Source organism: Pseudomonas sp. stari2, from assembly GCF_040760005.1.
Taxonomy (GTDB): Bacteria; Pseudomonadota; Gammaproteobacteria; order Pseudomonadales; family Pseudomonadaceae; genus Aquipseudomonas.
In genome coordinates, this window is record NZ_CP099760.1 from 171,451 (window position 1) to 189,307 (window position 17,857).

Below are 17,857 nucleotides of genomic sequence, written 5' to 3' on the forward strand. Positions count from 1 at the left end.
TTGGCAGATCCTGATGGTGTAAGCGCGAAAAGAAAGCAGGTTATGCCAATCCACGTGGTTATAGAAGCGAACTACGCAAGCACCTGCCCTGCCCCTCGGTCATAGACTGATTGCACCGAATCGACAACGAAAGGGTGCGACATGGCAAGTCTCTGGCTGTTTTTCCTGGCTTTGGCGGCGGTCTATCTGCTGCCCGGCCCGGACATGATCCTGCTGTTGCAGACCGGTGCCCGCCAGGGTCGCGGTGCAGCACTGGCCACGGCAGTGGGGTTGGCGGTTGCCCGAGGTTGTCATGTCGCGCTCGCAGCGTTGGGGCTGGCGGCGCTGTTCAAGGCTGCACCGTGGACGTTCGATGCGGTGCGGATGGCCGGGGCCGCGTACTTGCTGTGGATCGGCATTCAATGCCTGCGCACCACGCTGCTGCCGGATCTGAACGCTGGCACCGTATCGGACGGCCATGGGCAGTGGCGCGCAGCGATCCGTCGTGGCCTGCTGACCAATCTGCTCAACCCGAAAGCCTTGCTGTTCTGCTCGGTGCTGCTGCCGCAGTTCATCGTGGCAGATGGCGCACCGGTGCTGACACAGTTTGCGGCGCTCGGCGCGATGCTGGTGGCCGCAGGATTGCTGTTCGACAGCGCCTATGCCTTGCTCGGCACGGCGCTGGGCCGCTGGCTGAAACACAGCCCGACGGCCCAACGGGTGCAGCAGTGGTTATTCGGCAGCCTGTTGATCGGCTTTGCCGTGCGCCTGACCTTCGTGCAGCAGGCTTAGGTTTTACGGGCCTTGCGCTGACGGCGGGTAACCAGCAACAACACAGCGGCCGTGAACGCGACAATCGCACCGATCACCGGCCACTTGTAAGGACGCAGTGTCGAGCGCACCGAATCGGTCACCTGGGTGACATAGCGCTTGTCGGCGTTTTCGAAGTCCGGATACGGGCACTGATGACCGAAATCCACGGCCCATGGAACGTAAGGCCCTTCATCGACATAGCGCTTGTACAACGCACTTTGCTCTTCCAGGCTGCTGTTCCAGCCGGCGGCCGAACACAGCACGGCGGCGAATGCCTGGCTGGTGTGCGGCAGGTTGTCTGCCGCACGACTGGCCAGCGCCGTGGCAACGAACCGGTAGTGATAGCGCTCATCCGGCTGTGCTTCGCTGGCCTTCTGCCGTTGCACCTCGGCTTCGCTTACCAGCGGCCCGACCTTCAGCGCGGTGGTTTCCAGGCTGTAGTTGCCGCCGAAGGTCGCGTAATCCGGGGCCATTTCGTAGCCCAGGATATCCATGCCCCACTCGCGGGCCGTCCACGCGGCATTGAACAGCGCACTGGCACGCTTGGTCGGCCACCACGCTGAATCGGCTTTCATCCGTTGCTGGCCGTAGAGCCGGGCCTTGTGCTGCAGATCGGGATTGTCGAAATAGCCGACCGCCTCTTCGTAGTGACCCTCACGCAACAAGCGTCGCCCCAGCAGATTGCGCAGGCTGGCGGCCACCGGCAGCGGCACGTAATTGTCTCGATCCTGCTGGCTCAGCGCGGGCGGCGCCGGAACCTTGGCATCGACATACTGTTTGAGCTCATCAAGCGTCAGCACCCGCTCGGCCACGGTCGCAGCGTCGAACCAGTAAATGCTCTGGCTGCGATACAACTGATCGAACGCCTGCAGATACTCGCCACGTTGCAGCGCCAGAATCGCGCTTTCACCTTCGACCCGGCATTTAGGCTGAAGGGATTCCAGATTCCAGTCGGCGGTACGCCGTTCACCCCAGGACTCGTCCTGCGGGAAGGCTTGCGCGGCTTTGGCATAAGCCGCTGCAGCGGCGTTTTTATCACCGTCGCGCACCGCCAGTTTCGCCCGCAGCCACCACGCCAGGCCGCTGTCGCCGGCGTGTTCGAGGAACGCCTTGGCGCTGGCGTAATCGCCCTGTTGATAATTCATGGCCGCCAGGCGATCCGCGTTATCGAGGCTGCCACGGGTACTTTCCTGCAAGGCCTTGATCAGTTTTTTCTCGTTCGGCGGCTCATCGCCGAACGACCAGCCGATCCGGCTGATCAGCGAGGCGGTGACCAATTGCTGCACCGCTTTGCCACGCAGCAACTTTGCCAGCCGATCTTCCGGCTCTTCGGCCAGATCGTTCATCAACAGCTTCAACGAGGTGTAGCCGACGTTCGAACCGTGCAGGTTTTGCGTGGCGTAGAGCTCGATGGCTTTGTCCCAACTGCCCGCCATGCGCAGCGCTCGTGCTTCTTCGCCGAGGCTGGCCACGCCCAGCTCCAGCGGATCGCTGAAACCGTCGATGCTCAGTTGCCGCGTCTGGCGGAAGGCTTCGATGGCGTTTTCCAACGCCTCAAGCGCATCACCCGCTTCGCTGCTCATGGCGAAGAACGCCCGGCCCAGCGAGTAAGCGGCCCAGGTGCTGCGCAGCGCGCGTTGATCGGCCGGCAGCGCCAGCAACTGGCGGAAATACTCGACGGCCAGTTGATGATCGCCAGCGCCGAATGCCACGGCGCCCGCCACATACAGACGCAGTTCCGCCGGCAGGCTTGCACCCTGCACTTCGACCTGACGCGCATCGGTGAGGCTGCGCAGTTGTTTGACCAGCGCCTGCTGCTCCGCGCTCAGGCCCTGCTGCTCGGCCTTCTCGCGCAGTTCAGCGGGCTCATTCGGTTCGCCATAGGTGTCGTCCGGGTTGTAGGTGACCGCCGTGACGTTCTTCAGCCCGGGAATGGCTTTGCCGAGGCGACTGATCTCGAACCTGAAGTTGCCCTCCGGCAGTTCCGCCAGCGATTGCCCGCGATCGTCGAGCAGACGCATCGGGAAATCCGGGCCGCAGGCCAGCGCCGATCCCAGCGGCAGGCTGAGGCTCAGGCAAAGCAGATGGCGGGGCCAGTTACGGGTCAACATGCGAACCTCCTTGATCAATATTTGCGCAACGTGCCCAACCGATCGCACGCTGCCCGCCCGCCGGCAATCGGCCGTCGCGCAGGCGGGTGAAGGTAAGCAGATCCGCAGTCTGTTGCAATGCATAACCGGCGAGCGCGTCAGCGCCTTCGCAACCCCGGCCGTTGACGGTGATGCGGGCGGGCCAGGCGCTGTCGAGGTTACCGACGTTATGCAGGGCGATGTCTTGCAGGCCGTTGTGTTCGGTGAACGTCAGGCCGAGCCGGCTGCTCAACGCATCACCTCGGGCGACCGCCCGCAGCGTACTCAGACTCCAGGCCCTGCGGTCGTTGGCCAGCGGCAAGCGAAACCAGATCAGACCGGCCAGATGTGCCGGGCGATCCTCGCGTAATTCACTGGCCAGCCGGCTCAGTTGCTGTGGATCGGCGAGCAACTCGCGTCGCTCGCCGCTGCGTTCCAGCGTGACTTCACTCTCCACCACCGGGGCGCCACCGGCGTCCGGCAACAGCGCCACACCGTAGGCGGGCAGCGCCAGGTAGAACGGTCTGTCGGTCACCCTCCCCCAGGCGTTGGCCCAGCGCCGGGCCTGCTCGGGGTCGAACAGACCACGATGCGGATCGCTGACGGCGTGCACCTGCAACACACTGCTGTCGACGGTCGCCAGCAGCGTCGGTAATTGCGGGCTGTCGAGCCAGGCGGGCAACGCGGTGATGCTCAAGGGCAGGTTGGCCGGCAATGCGCCGCGCAAATGAACGAGGAACCTGGTGTAGTCCGGCAATCGGGCATTGCCGGCGTCATGGTCGATCTCGACGCCGCTCGGGGTCAGCCCCCGCCCTTGCCAGTCGGCGAGCACCTGAAGGATCTGCGCCGTGACGGCTTGCTGGTCGAGCGCCTTGAGCTGGCCGTCGAGGCGAATCACCGCAATCAGCGGTCGGGCATCCTGCTTCAGCAGCGCGAAATCGACTCGCGCCCGACTCCATCCGGCATTCGGGAAGGCTTGCAGCGCCAACACCCGAAGCGTCGAGAAGTCGCCATGACTGTCCTTCAGGGCAAGTTCATGGGCCGGCGTCCATTGCCGTTGCCAGACGTAGAGTTGCTGGTCGAGCGGCGCGGCGTCCTGGCGTTCACAGGCACTCAGCAGCAACATGGCCATCACGGCTGACCACCCGATAAAAAAGCGCATACCTTGCAGATCCCTGAAACATCAGGCTGCAAGGTTACACAAAAGCACTCAGGGCTTACGGGCGATGATCACCTGACTTTTCGCCACCACCGCATCCAGTGCCTGCTTGATCTGCGCGCCGCGCGGCGAGTCGAGCACCGCTTGCCAGGTCTCGGCCCAATGGTTGAGCAGCGGATGATCCGGGTTGCTGAATTCGACCTTGGCTTCCCAGAACAACATCATCCACATCGACCAGTAAAACCCGTACTGGCTGTGGCTGATGATCTCCAACCCTGCCTCGCTGACCATCGCCTTGAACTGCTCTTCACTGATGATGCGAATGTGGTTGGGCTTCTGGAAATACTCCGGTGCGGCGATGTCTTTCTGCAAATCTTCGGAACTGGGGTGCGGCACGCTCAGCAGGTACAGCGCACCCGACTGGCCGACACGTACCAGTTCGGCAAGGAACTGTGCCGGGTCATCGACGTGTTCGATGACTTCAGTGGACACCACGCGCGTGGCGGTGCCATCGGCGATCGGCAGCGGGTTGCAGTCGGTGACGTGGCACTCGACGCCGCGGGCCGGTGTATCGCTCAAGCGCTGGCGGGTGGCTTCGACCTTGGCGCCATCGATGTCGGCGATGATGATTTTCGCCCCGCGCATGCCACAGAAATGGACGTTGCCACCGTCGCCACAACCGACGTCGAGCAAGGTGTCATCGGCGGTCACCGGAAAGCCTTTGAACAGCTCGCCGGTCTCCTGGTTGAACCAGCCACTGAGCATTGCATCGTGCAAGCCGAGCATATACGGATCGACTTTGTCGGCAGCAGGCTGCGCGGCTACCGGGACGGACGTCGGCGCCGTGAGTTTCTTCAAAAGGCTCAGCATGAGGTGGCTCCAGAGGATGGGATGGCGTTGCGCGATGTACCGAGGCGGCGCACCAGGGCGGCGCCGCGATTGCGCATCGGCATTTCGATGAAACGATAATTCAGCTCGCTGAGCAGCACGATCAGGCTACCGGCAATCAGCAGCGTCACGACCGGATGCCCCGCCGGACTCGGCAGACCGGCACTCTGCAATCGGAAGATCAGTTCCCGCACCAGTTGATAGGCCGGGATGTGGATCAGATAGATGCCGTAGGAGCGGCTGCCGATCCATGCCATCAGCCGCTGCACTCTACCGGCCGGCAGCAGGTAATCGCGGTTGTACGAAGCGATCCATACGAGCAGTGCGCCAAGCACGGCAATCGAGCCGATCCGATAAGAGACGAAGGTGAAACGGTCGGTGGCCATGTAGCTCAACAGCAGCGCCAGCACGATCAGCACAGTCACACCGGCCCACGGACGACGCAGGAAGGTCGGCTCCCATCGCCGCCAGGACGGCTGCGCGCTCCACATTGCCAGCAACACGCCGAGGGCCAGCGCATCGGTACGGATCACCATCAGCAGCGGCGTGCGCAGGGTGAACAGTTGCACCGCGATCAGCGCCAGCAACGCCCAGACCAGATGCTTGCGGCATACCAGAATCAGCAGCGGGAACAGCAGATAGAACTGCTCTTCCAGCGACAGGCTCCAGTACACGAAACTGCTGCCGTACTCGTAATGAAAAAAGCTGTCGGCAAATCGGAAGTTGGCGTACTGCAGCACGCCCGCCAGCGTCGCCTGCAGGTTGGCGGACAGCGTGCCGAAAGCCCCGGAGCGATTGATAAACAGGCACGCAAGCAGCATCAGCGCCAGCCATGACCAGGCCGAAGGCAACAGACGGAAGGCCCGGCGCAGCCAGAAGTTGCGCGTCTGCTCCCAGTATTCCTGGCGGGTCGAACAACCTTGCAGCGCCGGGATCAGGTTGCGGGCGATGACAAACCCGGAAATGGCAAAAAACAGGTCAACGCCCCACCACGGCTGGGCCCAGGCGTGGATTTTTTCCAGCAATGGCACCGGATCGGTGAACAGGCTGCCCTGCATATGATGAATCAGCACACCCAGCACTGCGATCGCTCGCAGTACTTCGATGTCCAGGATTCGTTTGCCGCTCATGCCCGGGACACCGTTGTGTCTGCAGCGGCCCGGTGCTCGAACAACTTCGCGAGAAAGACCTGCAAACGCTGCTCGGCCACCGCCTGGCTGCAGAATGCCTGCAGGCTGCTGACCGCCCCGGCGGCCATTTGCGCATATCGCTGCGGATCGTGTTTCGCGACCTCATAGCTGTTGCGATAGGCGACGCAGACCGACGCCCAGTTGGTCATGTAGCGCAATGTGCGAAACGCCTTGCGCGGATCGTGAGGCCATGCGGTGAGTTCGTCCGTGGACTCGACCAGGAACGCATTGTCTTCGCTCAGGTAATCGATCATCGCCGTGGTGCGCGGCGCCACCGCCGGCTTGCCGCAGGACATGAATTCCATCAGCGGCAGGCACTGGCCTTCGCCGTAGGACGTGTTCACCACATAACGAGTGGCCTGCACCAGTCGCTCGTAGTCCGCGTCCGCGAGGTAGCCATAGATCAGCACGATGCGGCAGCGGTAGGACTGGTTCTTGTACAGGTGATGAAGGATATCGCTGAGGGCTTCTTCGGCATCGTGGTGAGTGAGTTTGAACACCAGCGTGGCGTCTTCGACCTCACGGAACGTCACGCAGAATGCACTGAGCATGTCTTCCCAGTTCTTGCGCCCGTCGCCAGGGTTGAACACCGAGGTGTACACCACGCCATCGAGCAACAACTCCTGCTCGCGGACCGGCGCCTCGAAGTCGATGCCTTTGCCACGGCGCAGATGCTTCGGGCCAAAAGCATCGAGATCGAGCTGGCGACTGTCGGCCACCAGCCCTTTGATCTTCAGGCGTACCGGCCCCGTCGAGGGATGATCTTGCAGCTGTGCGCCCCGGGCGGCAAAGCGGTCCCACACCGGCGCCGGCACCGCGACAATCGGGTAGTCGGCGCCCATGGCCTCGCGCACCGCGTTGACCGTGTAGCTGGAGTGAGTGATTGCCGCACCGCAGGCGCGCAGCACCGTGCGCCAGTCGTTGCGTGGCTCGCCGTCGAAAGGCTCGTTCGGGATGGTGCTGAACTCCCAGGCGAATACCGGCAATGTCGGGCAAGCCAGGTGGATCGGCGTGCGATGGGGCGGCGAGAACGACAGGAACACGCATGGCTCGCCACGTGTCAGGCATTCCAGATATAGCGCGTCGACTTCGCGGGCCGGGTCCGCTACTTCCACTACGCGTCCGAGGCGTTCGAGCACCGGCCGGTATTCCTTGAGCACGAAGTAATAGCTGTACTCGGAACGGCCAAGGTTTTGCACGATGGTGTGTTGGTTGGTTTCCGAATGAATGATGATCAGCATGAGGCGTTTTCCGTCACGGGCGCAGCATCGGCCGCGCTTGGCGCGAGGCCGAAAAAATCCGCCAGGCGCCGCTGCACTGGGGCGAACGAGCAGTAGTCGTGCATGCGTTCGACGGCGGCGACCGACATTCGGCGATAGTCCTGCGGCTGCGCTTTGGCCATCCGGTAACTGTTCTCGTAAGCACTCTTGAGCGAGCCCCAGTCCGGTCGGTGACGCAGGGTGCGATAGATGATGCGGGTGTCCTGGGGCCAGATCGTCAGCTCTTCGCTGGACCGGACGACGAAGGCCACCGCGTCGTCGATGTAGTCTTCCATCGCCGTGTGATCCGGAGCGATCACCGGTTTGCCGCTGGACATGAACTCCATCAGCGGCAGGCACAGGCCTTCGCAACGTGACGCGTTGACGTAAAAACTGGCGGCCTGGTAGAGCCGCGCGTATTGCGGATCATCCAGGTAGCCGTGCATCACCAGCACCCGACAGGCAAACGGTGTCAGTTGCGCCAGCAAGGTCATCAGTTCGCTGTAGTAGGACGCCAGATCGTTCTGGGTGATCTTCAACACCAGCGTCGCGTCAGGTGTTTCGCGAAAGGCCCAGCAGAACGCCGTGATCAGTTGATGCCAGTTCTTGCGGCCATCCCTGGGGTTGAACACGGTGACGTAGACCACGCCATCGACGGTGGTTTCCACCACTGCCGAAGTGTCCGGCAGGTTCAGCGGCGGTGGTTCGTCCACTGCCACTTCGTGGGGGCCGGCGATGCTCGGCAGGCGTCGTTCGAGCCAGGCATGGGCCTTGTCCGAAAACAGATCGCGAAAGCCTTCCCAGTAGCCGTGGTGCAGGTATTTCACGCGGGCCATGGGCTTGGGTTGATCGCTCGGGTTCAGCGCCCACAGACGCAGGTAATGGCGGGCAATGACCAGTCGACGCTTGAGTGTCAGGGGTGGCGGGCGCCGTGCCTCGATCTCGGCCAGTTGCTCGGCGGTCAGTGGTTTGGGCAGCAAGTCATCGGCACAGAGCCCCAGCGTACGGCTGTCGAAAATGCAGCCCTTGATCGCCAGGGTCGTTCCGGAGTTGATCGGCGCGCTGACCTGTTGCTCACGAATGGCCGCGAAGTTTTCCCACAGCGGCGTCGGCAATACCAGGACCGGAAAGTCTTCGCCCATGGCTCGGCGGATCGCCCTGGCGGTGTGGCTCGATAGCGTGATGACCCGACCTTGCCGCGCGAGCATCTGTGTCCAGTCCTGACGCTGATCACCGTCCCACGACTCATCGGGGATGGAGTCGAACTCCCAGGCAATCACGCAGATCGTCGGGCACTCCAGGTCGGTCGGGGTATTCTGCGGCGGGGTGAAGGACAGGAACAAACTGCTTTCGCCGGCAGCGAGCAGCTGTCGGTACAGTGGATCGACTTCGCTGCGGGTAGACACCACATGCACCCGGCCCAGGCTTTCGAGTACCGGGCGATAGGTCTTGAGCACGAAGTAGTAGCTGTATTCGGGACGCCCGAGACTCTGGCTGATGGAGCGGTCGTTGACGTCCGAGTAGAGAATGAAATTCATGGCATCCCACAGTGCGACCACCATTCCGGCAGCCTCACGCTATGACGGCCAGGCCTCGGATCGGGTCGGTATGGCCGACATTCATCCTGTGTCCCGAAGCACGTCGTCGTTCTTGTTTTAGTGGTCAGTTTCACCCTGATACGCAACCATTCTGGCAACGCTCGGGAAACCGCGACGAGGGGCATTCTAAACACATCCGTTCAGGGTTCGTGAACCGCCCGGCGAGAAAAAACCGGGCTACGCTGATGAGAACTGACCGGTCACGGTTTGGCCGGTTGAAATTGCTGCGCAATTGGCACAGATTGGTCACCAAACAAATACAACAACGACTTCACCCGTCTTGCACCCGGATTTACAAACGGTCTGACAGACATCCCTTCAAGCCTGTAGGGAAAGGTGAGAGTTAAAGACCAAGGGGTCGCTGTTTGAAAAGAAGTCTGTTCATCATGAGTTTCAGCGAACTTGTGGGACAACAAAACCAGCCGCGTTCAATGTTCGATGATTCGACAAAGAATGTGCTGCCTGCCGATTCGCCCTTCGACCTGACGAAACCGAAGCGTCTGGTGGAGCGCCGGCTGCAATTGTCTGACGCCTTGATGGAGCGTGCGCCATGACTCGGCTGCTCGTCGAATGCACTCACGTATTCAAGAACCCGAGCGTCAACTCAGGGATTCAGCGAGTGGTGCGCAATGTCATCAAACAACTGCCTTCGAGCGCTGAAGGTATCGAATGCATTCCGGTGGTCCTGCTCAAGGGCAAGCTGTACCGGGTGACCCGTCTGGCTCCGTTGGACTCGCCAGTGTCAAACGCCATCGTGACGTTTGGCGAACGCCTGGAACGACTGGCCCACCGCTTCGGGCAACTGTATCAACGTGTTGACCGGAGTTGCCGGACAAAACTGGCGCGCCGCGCGTTGTACGTCAGCTATCGACTGTCTGCGTTCGCCCTGTTCGGTATCCCACTGCGACTTGTCGAGAGAAACAACCGCTATCAATTGCCTCGACGTTGCGAGCCGTTGCAGCACCAGCCGGGCGATCAACTGGTGTTGCTGGATTCGTCCTGGCATTCGGATTTCTTCCAGCATGCCGAACGGCTCAAACGCGAAGGCGTGGGCATCGTTGCAGTGATCTACGATTTGATTCCCCTGACTCACCCTCATTTTTACGAAACGCGGCTGGTGCAGGTTTTCAGCAAGTGGTTCGACTGGATCACCCGTACCGCCGATGGCTATGTGGCGATATCGGCCACGGTACGCGATCAATTGCGCGAAGAAGTGAAGCGGCGCATTGGTTCGACACAGGCCGAAAAGCGCTGGTTCGACTATTTCCACCTGGGATCGGAACTGGATCTGCAGAGCCGCAATGCCGTTGTCGAACCGCGCCTGAAACGCGTGTTCACGACACATGAACCGGTGTTCCTGATGGTCAGTACCATCGAGCCGCGCAAGAACCACGAATATCTGCTGGATGCCTTCGATCAAGCCTGGGCTGCCGGTTCGAACGCACGACTGTGCATCGCCGGAAACATCGGCTGGAAATGCGACGCCCTGCTCAACAGGGTTCGCAACCATCCACAATTCAACCAGCGCTTGTTCATGTTCAATGACTTGAGCGACACCAGCCTTGAACATGCCTATGCCCACGCCAGTGCATTGGTGTTTCCTTCTTACGTCGAAGGCTTCGGCCTGCCTTTGGTCGAGGCCATGCAACGCGGGTTGCCTGCGATGGGCAGCGACATTGCGGTGTTCCGTGAGATCGGCGGGGAGTTCATGGCCTATTTCGATTTGCAGGCCCCCCAGCGCCTCGCCGATCTGGTGACAGCCTTCGAGCGCAGTGGTGAGTTCCCCGCCAACCGCGATGTGAACGACTGGCAATGGATTGGCTGGCGAGAAGCCAGTCTGCAACTGGTTGAGCGTACTGCACGCCATGTGCTGCAAGCGCCAGCGGGACTTGCGAAGTCACCGGCATTGCACCTGACGATAGAAGCCCACAGACCTGACGCTGTCGTACGCTTTGGCCGCTAAAGGTCCAGCACCAGCGGCTGGGCGCTTTGCGCCGGCACCGCACAGCAGATCAGCACTTGTCCTTCCTCCGGCACTTCGGCCGGGGGCTGTGGATAATTCACCGCGCCGCTGATCAACCGCGTCTTGCAGGTGCCGCATGATCCTCCGCGACAGCTGAACTCGGGACGCAATCCACGGCTCTCGGCCAGTTCCAGCAGACTGCCGCCCTCGGGCTGCCACCGCGCTTCCTTGGCCGAACGCTCGAAGACCACCGGCACCGAGGTGGTGGCGGCCGGCAATTGTTCGATCACGATGGCGTCCGCATCGGCCTGGCGCTTGAGGGTCGAAGGGCCGAAGGTTTCGGCGTGGATCTGGTCGTCGCGCACGTCCAGTTCGCGCAGGCTGTCGTAAAGACCCTGGGTAAAAGCGCCGGGGCCGCAGAGCACAAAATCGATCTGATCAAATTCATCGATAAGGTTCCTCAACAAGGCACCGTCAATGCGCCCGTGCAGGTCGTAATCCTCGCCTTCCACCAGATCAGGCTCCGGTTGACTGAGCAGGCGCAACACCCGCACCGCATCGCCAGCGTCCTCCAGCAAGCGGTCCAGCTCAGCGCGAAACGGCTGGTCGGCAAGGCTGCGGGAACTCTGGATCAGCCAGGTCGGACGAATCCGTCGGGTGCGCAGGCCCTGATACACCACCTCGCGCAGCATCGACAGCAACGGCGTGATGCCGACCCCGGCCGCCAGCAGAACCAATGGACGACGCTCCAGCGGCGCCACGGTGAAATGCCCTTGAGGCGAGCGCGCCTCCAGCACGTCGCCGACGCGCACCTGATCGTGCAGATGCGTCGATATCCGCCCTTCACGCTTCACGCTGATCCGGAAGAAGTCATCCGACGGTGCGCCCGAAAGACTGTAAGTGCGAATGAACACTTCACCGTCGAGAGTGAAACGCAGTGGCAGATGCTGCCCGGCCTGAAACACCGGCAGGCCGGCGCCGTCCACGGGTTCGAGGTAGAACGAACGGATGTGCCGGCTCTGCGCTTCAATCCGCGCCACCCGCAGCGGCCGCCAGCTGTCACCCAGAGCCTGGGCCTGCAAACGTGCATCGGCCTGAGCCCAGGTGCCGGTCAGCAGGCTGGTCGGCGACATGCCGTCGAAACGCCAGCGCAGGGCCAACGCGCCCGGACGCCGCACCGCTTTTTCCACCTCGAACGTCCACAACCGTTCGGCACCCTGGAAGGCTGCGATCTGCGGTCCGTCGAGAATGACTTCCGTGCGGCCGCTGAGCTGCAGCATATCGCCTGTGGAAAAGTCGATGAACAACAAGCCGGCCCGGGGATTGAGCAACAGGTTGCCGAGGGTGTTGAAGTGCAGGTTGCCGGCAAAGTCCGGGATGGTCAGGCGATTGCCCTCCACCCGCACGAAACCGGCCTGGCCGCCCCGGTGGGAAACATCCACCGAACGCTCGCCGTCAACATCGACATAACTGGCGACGAAGAAGGTGTCGGCCGTTTCGATCAGCGCAACCGCCGCGTCATCAAGCCCGTCGAAGTGCTCGGCGCGCCGGGTTTGCGGATCCGTCAGCGGCACTCGCTGGAACTGGCGCAACTGAATGTACTGCGGGCAGTTGCCGAAGGACTGATCGACCGTCAAGTCGAAGCCGCTCGTACCCAGGTTGCCAATGTGGCCGTTGAGGCGATTGCGCCGACGGGTGTGCAACTCGATGCCGAGCAGGCCGATGGCCGCACCGGCCTGTAACTGCGCCGGGTCATCAACGGCGGGCAGGCTGTCGAAGTGCAACTGCGTCGGCTCGGGAGAGTGAGCGAAACCCGGCTCGCCCTCCAGCACGCTGGCCCACGGGCGCCCATCGGCATCCACCGCGCCGAACAGCATGAAGGGCAATTGCTGATAGAACTGACGGTGCTGATCCGGCATCCAGGTGCGAATCACCTTGCGACCGAATTCCTCCATGCGCTCGGCAACGCCGACCTGCACTTGCAGTTGTCGCTCGCCGGCGTGCCAGGGTGAACGTTCCATGACGACCTCTCCCCCACGCCAGCGGCGCAGTCTGGATGGTGAACCTCAGGCGCTGGTTTGCAGACCGGCGACAGTGCGTGGCATGCCGATGAAACCGGGCAATGCTTCAACCCGCGCCAGCCAGGCGCGCACGTTGCCGTAGTCGTCCAGCGACACATTGCCTTCCGGCGCATGGGCGATGTAGCTGTAGGCCGAAACGTCGGCGATGGTCGGCTCGCTGCCGACCAGGAACGGAGTCTTGCCCAGTTCCAGATCCATCACCTTCAGCAGGTTGTGCGCACGGGTGATCGCTTCATCTGCATTCAGCTTCGCCCCGAACACCGTAACCAAGCGGGCCGCTGCCGGACCAAAGGCAATCGGCCCCGCCGCTGCCGACAGCCAGCGCTGGACGCGCGCCGCGCCGACCGGGTCGCTCGGCAGCCAACGACCGTTACCGTACTTCTGCGCCAGATACACCAGAATCGCATTGGAATCGGCCAGCACCACACCATTGTCATCAATGGCCGGCACTTGCCCGAAGCTGTTGATCGCCAGGTAATCAGGTTGTTTGTGCTCGCCTTTGGCCAGATCAACGAAGATCAATTCGGTCGGCAATTGCAGCAGGGACAGCATCAGCTCGACGCGGTGGGCGTGGCCGGAACGCGGGAAGTTGTAGAGTTTGATCGCTTGCATGGTCGACTCCGCTGGACGTTTGCGTCGCCCGAAATGGGCGACAACCATGGCAGCCATCTTCCACCTAGCGTAAAAACAACAGAATCACCAGAAAACGCAATCCATTATTTCTCTGGGTGAAATAACGCCGCGTTTTTCAGAGCCGGATGTTCGCGCAAGGCGTTTACGGCGTAGTCGACAAAACTGCGCACTCGAGTCGGTGCCTTGCGCCCACCCTGATACACCACATGGATTGGCAACGGCGGCAATTCGTACTCGGCGAGGACGATTTCCAGCTCACCGGAGGCGATCTTGCTCGCGACTTGATAAGACAGCACCCGAGTCAGCCCAAGCCCCAGGCAAGCGGCAGCAATCGCAGCCTGATTGGCGGTGACCACCAGCCGAGGCTCGGGCCTGACGCTCAAGGGTTCGCCATCTTCCAGGAACGGCCAACTGCGTATCTGGCCGATGGCCGAGGTCGCCACCACCGGCGCACCCGCCAACGCCTGTGGATGAGTTGGCCGACCGTGAACGGCAAAATACCCAGGCGAGCCGCAAATCACCCGCCGCACCTCACCAACCCGAATCGCATGCTGATTGCTGTCCGGCAACTCACCGATGCGGATCGCCACATCGACGCCCTCCTCGACCATGCTCACCACGCGATCCAGCAGCAAGGCGTTGATGGAAACGTCCGGGTATTGCGTCAGATAACCCGCCATCACCGGTGTGACAAACAGCTCGCCGAACAACACCGGCGCCGTCACCGTCAATTGCCCACGGGGCTGGGTGTGGCTGCCGGCAGCAGAGTCTTCCGCTTCCTGCACCTCGGCAAGAATCCTCCGACAGTCTTCCAGGTAGCGCTGACCTGCCTCGCTCAGATGAACGCTGCGAGTGGTGCGAATCAGCAACTGCGTACCGATTCGTTGCTCCAGCGCCGCCACCGCCCGGGTGACGCTGGCCGCTGACAGACCCAAGCGTCGCGCGGCAGCGGAAAAGCCCTGTTCCTGAGCAACGGTCGCGAAGATGTGCATTTCCTGGAAGCGATCCATGGTGTCCTCGGAGTGGATAAAAAAATCGCAGCGACTGCTGCGATTCATCTGTGATTCGATTCCGGGTGCCTGCATCCCGACAACGCGATGCAGGCGCGGAATGTTTCCCGATCAGGTCAGGACTGAGAAACCGGCTGATCGCCGGCCACCCGTGCAGCCTGTCCGGCTGCCGGTTTGACCCACGTCAGGTAGGCCAGCACCAGCAATCCGATCCAGACCACGCCGACAATCAACGCTGCCTGAGTATCCGGAAAGTAACCCAGCACGCCGAACACGAACAGCATGAAGGCAATCGCCGCCATCGGTGCGTACGGCCAGAATGGTACCGGGAATTTCAGTTGCGCCACTTGCTCGGCCGTCATGGAACGACGCATGGCCACCTGGGTGAACAGAATCATCAGCCACACCCACACCGTGGCGAAGGTCGCGATGGAAGCGATCAGCAGGAACACGTTTTCCGGGATCAGGTAGTTCAGCAACACGCCCAGCAACAGCGCGCAGCTCATCACGATTACCGTCAGCCACGGCACGCCATTGCGTGACAGGCGAGCGAAGCCTTTCGGCGCATGCCCTTGCTGGGCGAGGCCGTACATCATCCGGCCTGCGCCAAAGATGTCGCTGTTGATGGCCGATACCGCCGCCGAGATCACCACAATGTTCAGAATCGTGGCCGCCGAGCTGATGCCCAGATGGTCGAAGATCTGCACGAACGGACTGCCTTGGCTGCCGATTTGCTGCCACGGGAAGATCGACATCAGCACCAGCATCGTCAGCACATAGAACAGCAGGATGCGCATCGGTACGGCGTTGATCGCCTTGGGCAGCACACGATGTGGGTCCTTGGCTTCACCGGCGGTCACACCGATGATTTCGATGCCGCCGAAGGCAAACATCACCACCGCAAACGAGGCGATCAGGCCGCCCACGCCGTTGGGCATGAAGCCGCCCTGAGTCCACAGGTTGCTGATATCGGTGGCTTGACCGGGGGCGGTACTGATGCCGAATAGCATGATGCCGAAGCCGCCGAGGATCATCGCGACGATGGCCGCCACCTTGAGCAACGACAGCCAGAACTCCATTTCACCGAAGACCTTGACGTTGCACAGGTTCAGCCCGCCGACCACCGAAACGATACCCAGCACCCAGATCCAGCGCGAGACTTCCGGAAACCAGAAGCCCATGTAGATGCCGAACGCCGTCACATCGGCCATGCCGACGATGACCATTTCGAACGCGTAGGTCCAACCGAGAATGAAGCCCGCCATGGGGCCAAGGTAGGTGCTCGCGTACTGCCCGAACGAGCCGGCGACCGGGTTGTGCACCGCCATCTCGCCCAGGGCTCGCATGACCATGAACACCGCCGCGCCACCGATCAGGTAAGCGAGCAGGACCGCTGGGCCGGCCATCTGGATGGCCGAGGCAGAACCGTAGAACAGCCCGGTTCCGATCGCCGATCCCAGGGCCATGAAGCGAATGTGTCGGGCCGAGAGCCCGCGTTTCAAACCTTTTGCTGACTGCTGCATTTTTCGTCCTTATTTATTTTTATTCGACGCAAAAATCGAAACGCCAACAGGCCGGCCTCCACGCAGAGTGGAAGACAGCCTGTTGGCGATGAGGCACTTACAGACTCGGTAGCAGGTTCGCCGGCACCAGATCATTCAGCGTGCGCGACGCCAGCAGTTCAGTCGCCGCATTGATGTCCGGCGCGAAGAAGCGGTCCTTCTCGTAGAACGGCACTTCGCGACGCAAAATGCCCCGGGCCTTTTCCAGTTTGGTCGAGGTCTTCAGGCCGTTGCGCAGGTCCAGCCCCTGCACCGCCGCCAGCCATTCCACCGCAAGAATGCCGCGAGTGTTCTCGGCCATTTCCCACAGACGCTTGCCGGCAGCCGGGGCCATCGACACGTGGTCTTCCTGGTTGGCGGAAGTCGGCAGGCTGTCCACCGAGTGCGGATGAGCCAGTGCCTTGTTCTCGCTGGCGAGGGCCGCTGCCGTCACCTGAGCGATCATGAAACCGGAGTTCACCCCGCCATTGGCCACCAGGAACGGCGGCAGTTGCGACATGTGCTTGTCCATCATCAGCGAGATGCGACGCTCGCTCAGGGAGCCGATTTCGGCGATGGCCAGGGCCATGTTGTCAGCGGCCATGGCGACTGGTTCGGCGTGGAAGTTGCCGCCGGAAATCACGTCGCCTTCGGCGGCGAATACCAATGGGTTGTCGGAGACGGCGTTGGCTTCGATGACCAGCACCTCAGCGGCCTGACGGAACTGGGTCAGGCACGCGCCCATGACTTGCGGCTGGCAACGCAGCGAGTACGGGTCCTGAACCTTTTCGCAGTTCTGGTGCGAGTCGGAGACTTCGCTGCGCTCGCCGAGCAGATCGCGGTAGGCAGCGGCGGTGTCGATCTGGCCCTTCTGGCCACGGGCGGCGTGGATGCGCGCATCGAATGGCGAGCGCGAACCCAATACTGCTTCAACTGTAAGACCACCCAGCGCCAGTGCACCGGCAAACAGGTCTTCGCCTTCGAACAGACCGCGCAGGGCGAATGCGGTGGAAACCTGAGTACCGTTGAGCAGCGCCAGCCCTTCTTTCGCAGCCAAAGTCAGCGGCGTCAGACCGGCGACCTTCAGCGCCTCGGTCGCTTCCATCCACTCGCCCTTGTAGCGCGCCTTGCCCTCGCCCAGCAGCACCAACGACATGTGCGCCAGCGGTGCCAGGTCGCCGGATGCACCGACCGAACCTTTCAACGGAATGTGTGGGTAAACCTCGGCGTTGATCAGGGCGATCAGCGCATCGATCACCACGCGACGGATGCCGGAGAATCCACGGCTCAGGCTGTTGACCTTGAGCACCATGATCAGGCGCACCAACTCATCGCTGATCGGCTGGCCGACTCCGGCGGCGTGGGACAGCACCAGCGAACGCTGGAGGTTTTCCAGGTCTTCGCTGGCGATGCGGGTCGAGGCCAGCAGGCCGAAACCGGTGTTGATGCCGTAGGCGGTGCGGTTCTCGGCGAGGATCTGCTCGACGCAGGCGACGCTGGCTTCGATCTGTGCAGCAGCGCTGTAATCGAGGGTCAGCTTGACCGGATGCTGATAGACGTCACGCAGTTGGGACAGGCTCAGTTGGCCAGGGATCAGGTTCAGTGCAGTCATGT

14 protein-coding genes are annotated in these 17,857 nt (G+C 62.0%); 3 read left to right on the top strand and 11 right to left on the bottom strand.

Translation table 11 applies throughout. From position 1 onward, the window contains the following. The first annotated feature begins 141 nt into the window (after positions 1–141). On the top strand, positions 142–771 hold the full coding sequence (locus tag NH234_RS00790) for a LysE family translocator (RefSeq protein ID WP_367255361.1): 630 nt from the start codon (positions 142–144) through the stop codon (positions 769–771). Here NH234_RS00790 and NH234_RS00795 read toward each other — a convergent pair. The 6 genes from NH234_RS00795 to NH234_RS00820 are packed head-to-tail and all read right to left on the bottom strand — an operon-like array spanning position 768 to position 8,955. Then, the gene (locus NH234_RS00795; RefSeq protein ID WP_367255363.1) at positions 768–2,903 is read right to left on the bottom strand and encodes a hypothetical protein; all 2,136 of its coding nucleotides are present in this window, start codon (positions 2,901–2,903) and stop codon (positions 768–770) included. The genes NH234_RS00790 and NH234_RS00795 overlap by 4 nt on opposite strands. Continuing rightward, positions 2,890–4,083, bottom strand: coding sequence for a DUF3142 domain-containing protein (locus NH234_RS00800; protein ID WP_367255366.1), 1,194 nt, complete (start codon positions 4,081–4,083; stop codon positions 2,890–2,892). Before NH234_RS00800 ends, NH234_RS00795 begins: the two co-directional genes overlap by 14 nt. Before the next feature lie 48 nt (positions 4,084–4,131). Next, positions 4,132–4,950: a class I SAM-dependent methyltransferase gene (locus NH234_RS00805; RefSeq protein ID WP_367255368.1), complete on the bottom strand. Its 819-nt coding sequence runs from the start codon at positions 4,948–4,950 to the stop codon at positions 4,132–4,134. Beyond that, positions 4,944–6,098 carry an acyltransferase family protein gene (locus tag NH234_RS00810; protein WP_367255371.1) on the bottom strand — a complete coding sequence of 385 codons (1,155 nt, stop codon included), beginning with the start codon at positions 6,096–6,098 and terminating at the stop codon, positions 4,944–4,946. Before NH234_RS00810 ends, NH234_RS00805 begins: the two co-directional genes overlap by 7 nt. Next, positions 6,095–7,399, bottom strand: a complete 1,305-nt coding sequence (locus tag NH234_RS00815) for a glycosyltransferase (protein WP_367255372.1) — start codon at positions 7,397–7,399, stop codon at positions 6,095–6,097. The genes NH234_RS00810 and NH234_RS00815 overlap by 4 nt, the downstream gene beginning before the upstream one ends. Next, positions 7,393–8,955 (bottom strand): glycosyltransferase, encoded by a 1,563-nt coding sequence (locus NH234_RS00820; protein ID WP_367255373.1) that lies wholly within the window; start codon positions 8,953–8,955, stop codon positions 7,393–7,395. Before NH234_RS00820 ends, NH234_RS00815 begins: the two co-directional genes overlap by 7 nt. 446 nt (positions 8,956–9,401) lie before the next feature. On the opposite strand from NH234_RS00820, the gene NH234_RS00825 reads away from it, so the two are divergent. Next, positions 9,402–9,569: a hypothetical protein gene (locus tag NH234_RS00825; protein ID WP_170929583.1), complete on the top strand. Its 168-nt coding sequence runs from the start codon at positions 9,402–9,404 to the stop codon at positions 9,567–9,569. Continuing rightward, positions 9,566–10,978 (top strand): glycosyltransferase family 1 protein, encoded by a 1,413-nt coding sequence (locus NH234_RS00830; RefSeq protein WP_085731282.1) that lies wholly within the window; start codon positions 9,566–9,568, stop codon positions 10,976–10,978. The genes NH234_RS00825 and NH234_RS00830 overlap by 4 nt, the downstream gene beginning before the upstream one ends. On the opposite strand, the gene NH234_RS00835 is transcribed toward NH234_RS00830, so the two are convergent. The 5 genes from NH234_RS00835 to hutH all read right to left on the bottom strand — a co-directional run bounded on the left by NH234_RS00835 (position 10,975) and on the right by hutH (position 17,855). Beyond that, positions 10,975–12,999, bottom strand: a complete 2,025-nt coding sequence (locus tag NH234_RS00835; protein WP_367255376.1) for a pyridoxamine 5'-phosphate oxidase family protein — start codon at positions 12,997–12,999, stop codon at positions 10,975–10,977. The genes NH234_RS00830 and NH234_RS00835 overlap by 4 nt on opposite strands. A 45-nt stretch (positions 13,000–13,044) precedes the next feature. After that, on the bottom strand, positions 13,045–13,671 hold the full coding sequence (locus tag NH234_RS00840) for a glutathione S-transferase family protein (RefSeq protein WP_085731280.1): 627 nt from the start codon (positions 13,669–13,671) through the stop codon (positions 13,045–13,047). 104 nt (positions 13,672–13,775) lie between these two features. After that, the gene (locus tag NH234_RS00845) at positions 13,776–14,702 is read right to left on the bottom strand and encodes a LysR family transcriptional regulator (RefSeq protein ID WP_367257271.1); all 927 of its coding nucleotides are present in this window, start codon (positions 14,700–14,702) and stop codon (positions 13,776–13,778) included. A 116-nt stretch (positions 14,703–14,818) separates the two neighbouring features. Then, complete coding sequence (locus NH234_RS00850; protein ID WP_367255378.1) at positions 14,819–16,225, bottom strand: amino acid permease; 1,407 nt, start codon at positions 16,223–16,225, stop codon at positions 14,819–14,821. 97 nt (positions 16,226–16,322) lie between these two features. Next, positions 16,323–17,855 carry a histidine ammonia-lyase gene (gene hutH / locus NH234_RS00855; RefSeq protein ID WP_367255380.1) on the bottom strand — a complete coding sequence of 511 codons (1,533 nt, stop codon included), beginning with the start codon at positions 17,853–17,855 and terminating at the stop codon, positions 16,323–16,325. Positions 17,856–17,857: the final 2 nt, after the last annotated feature.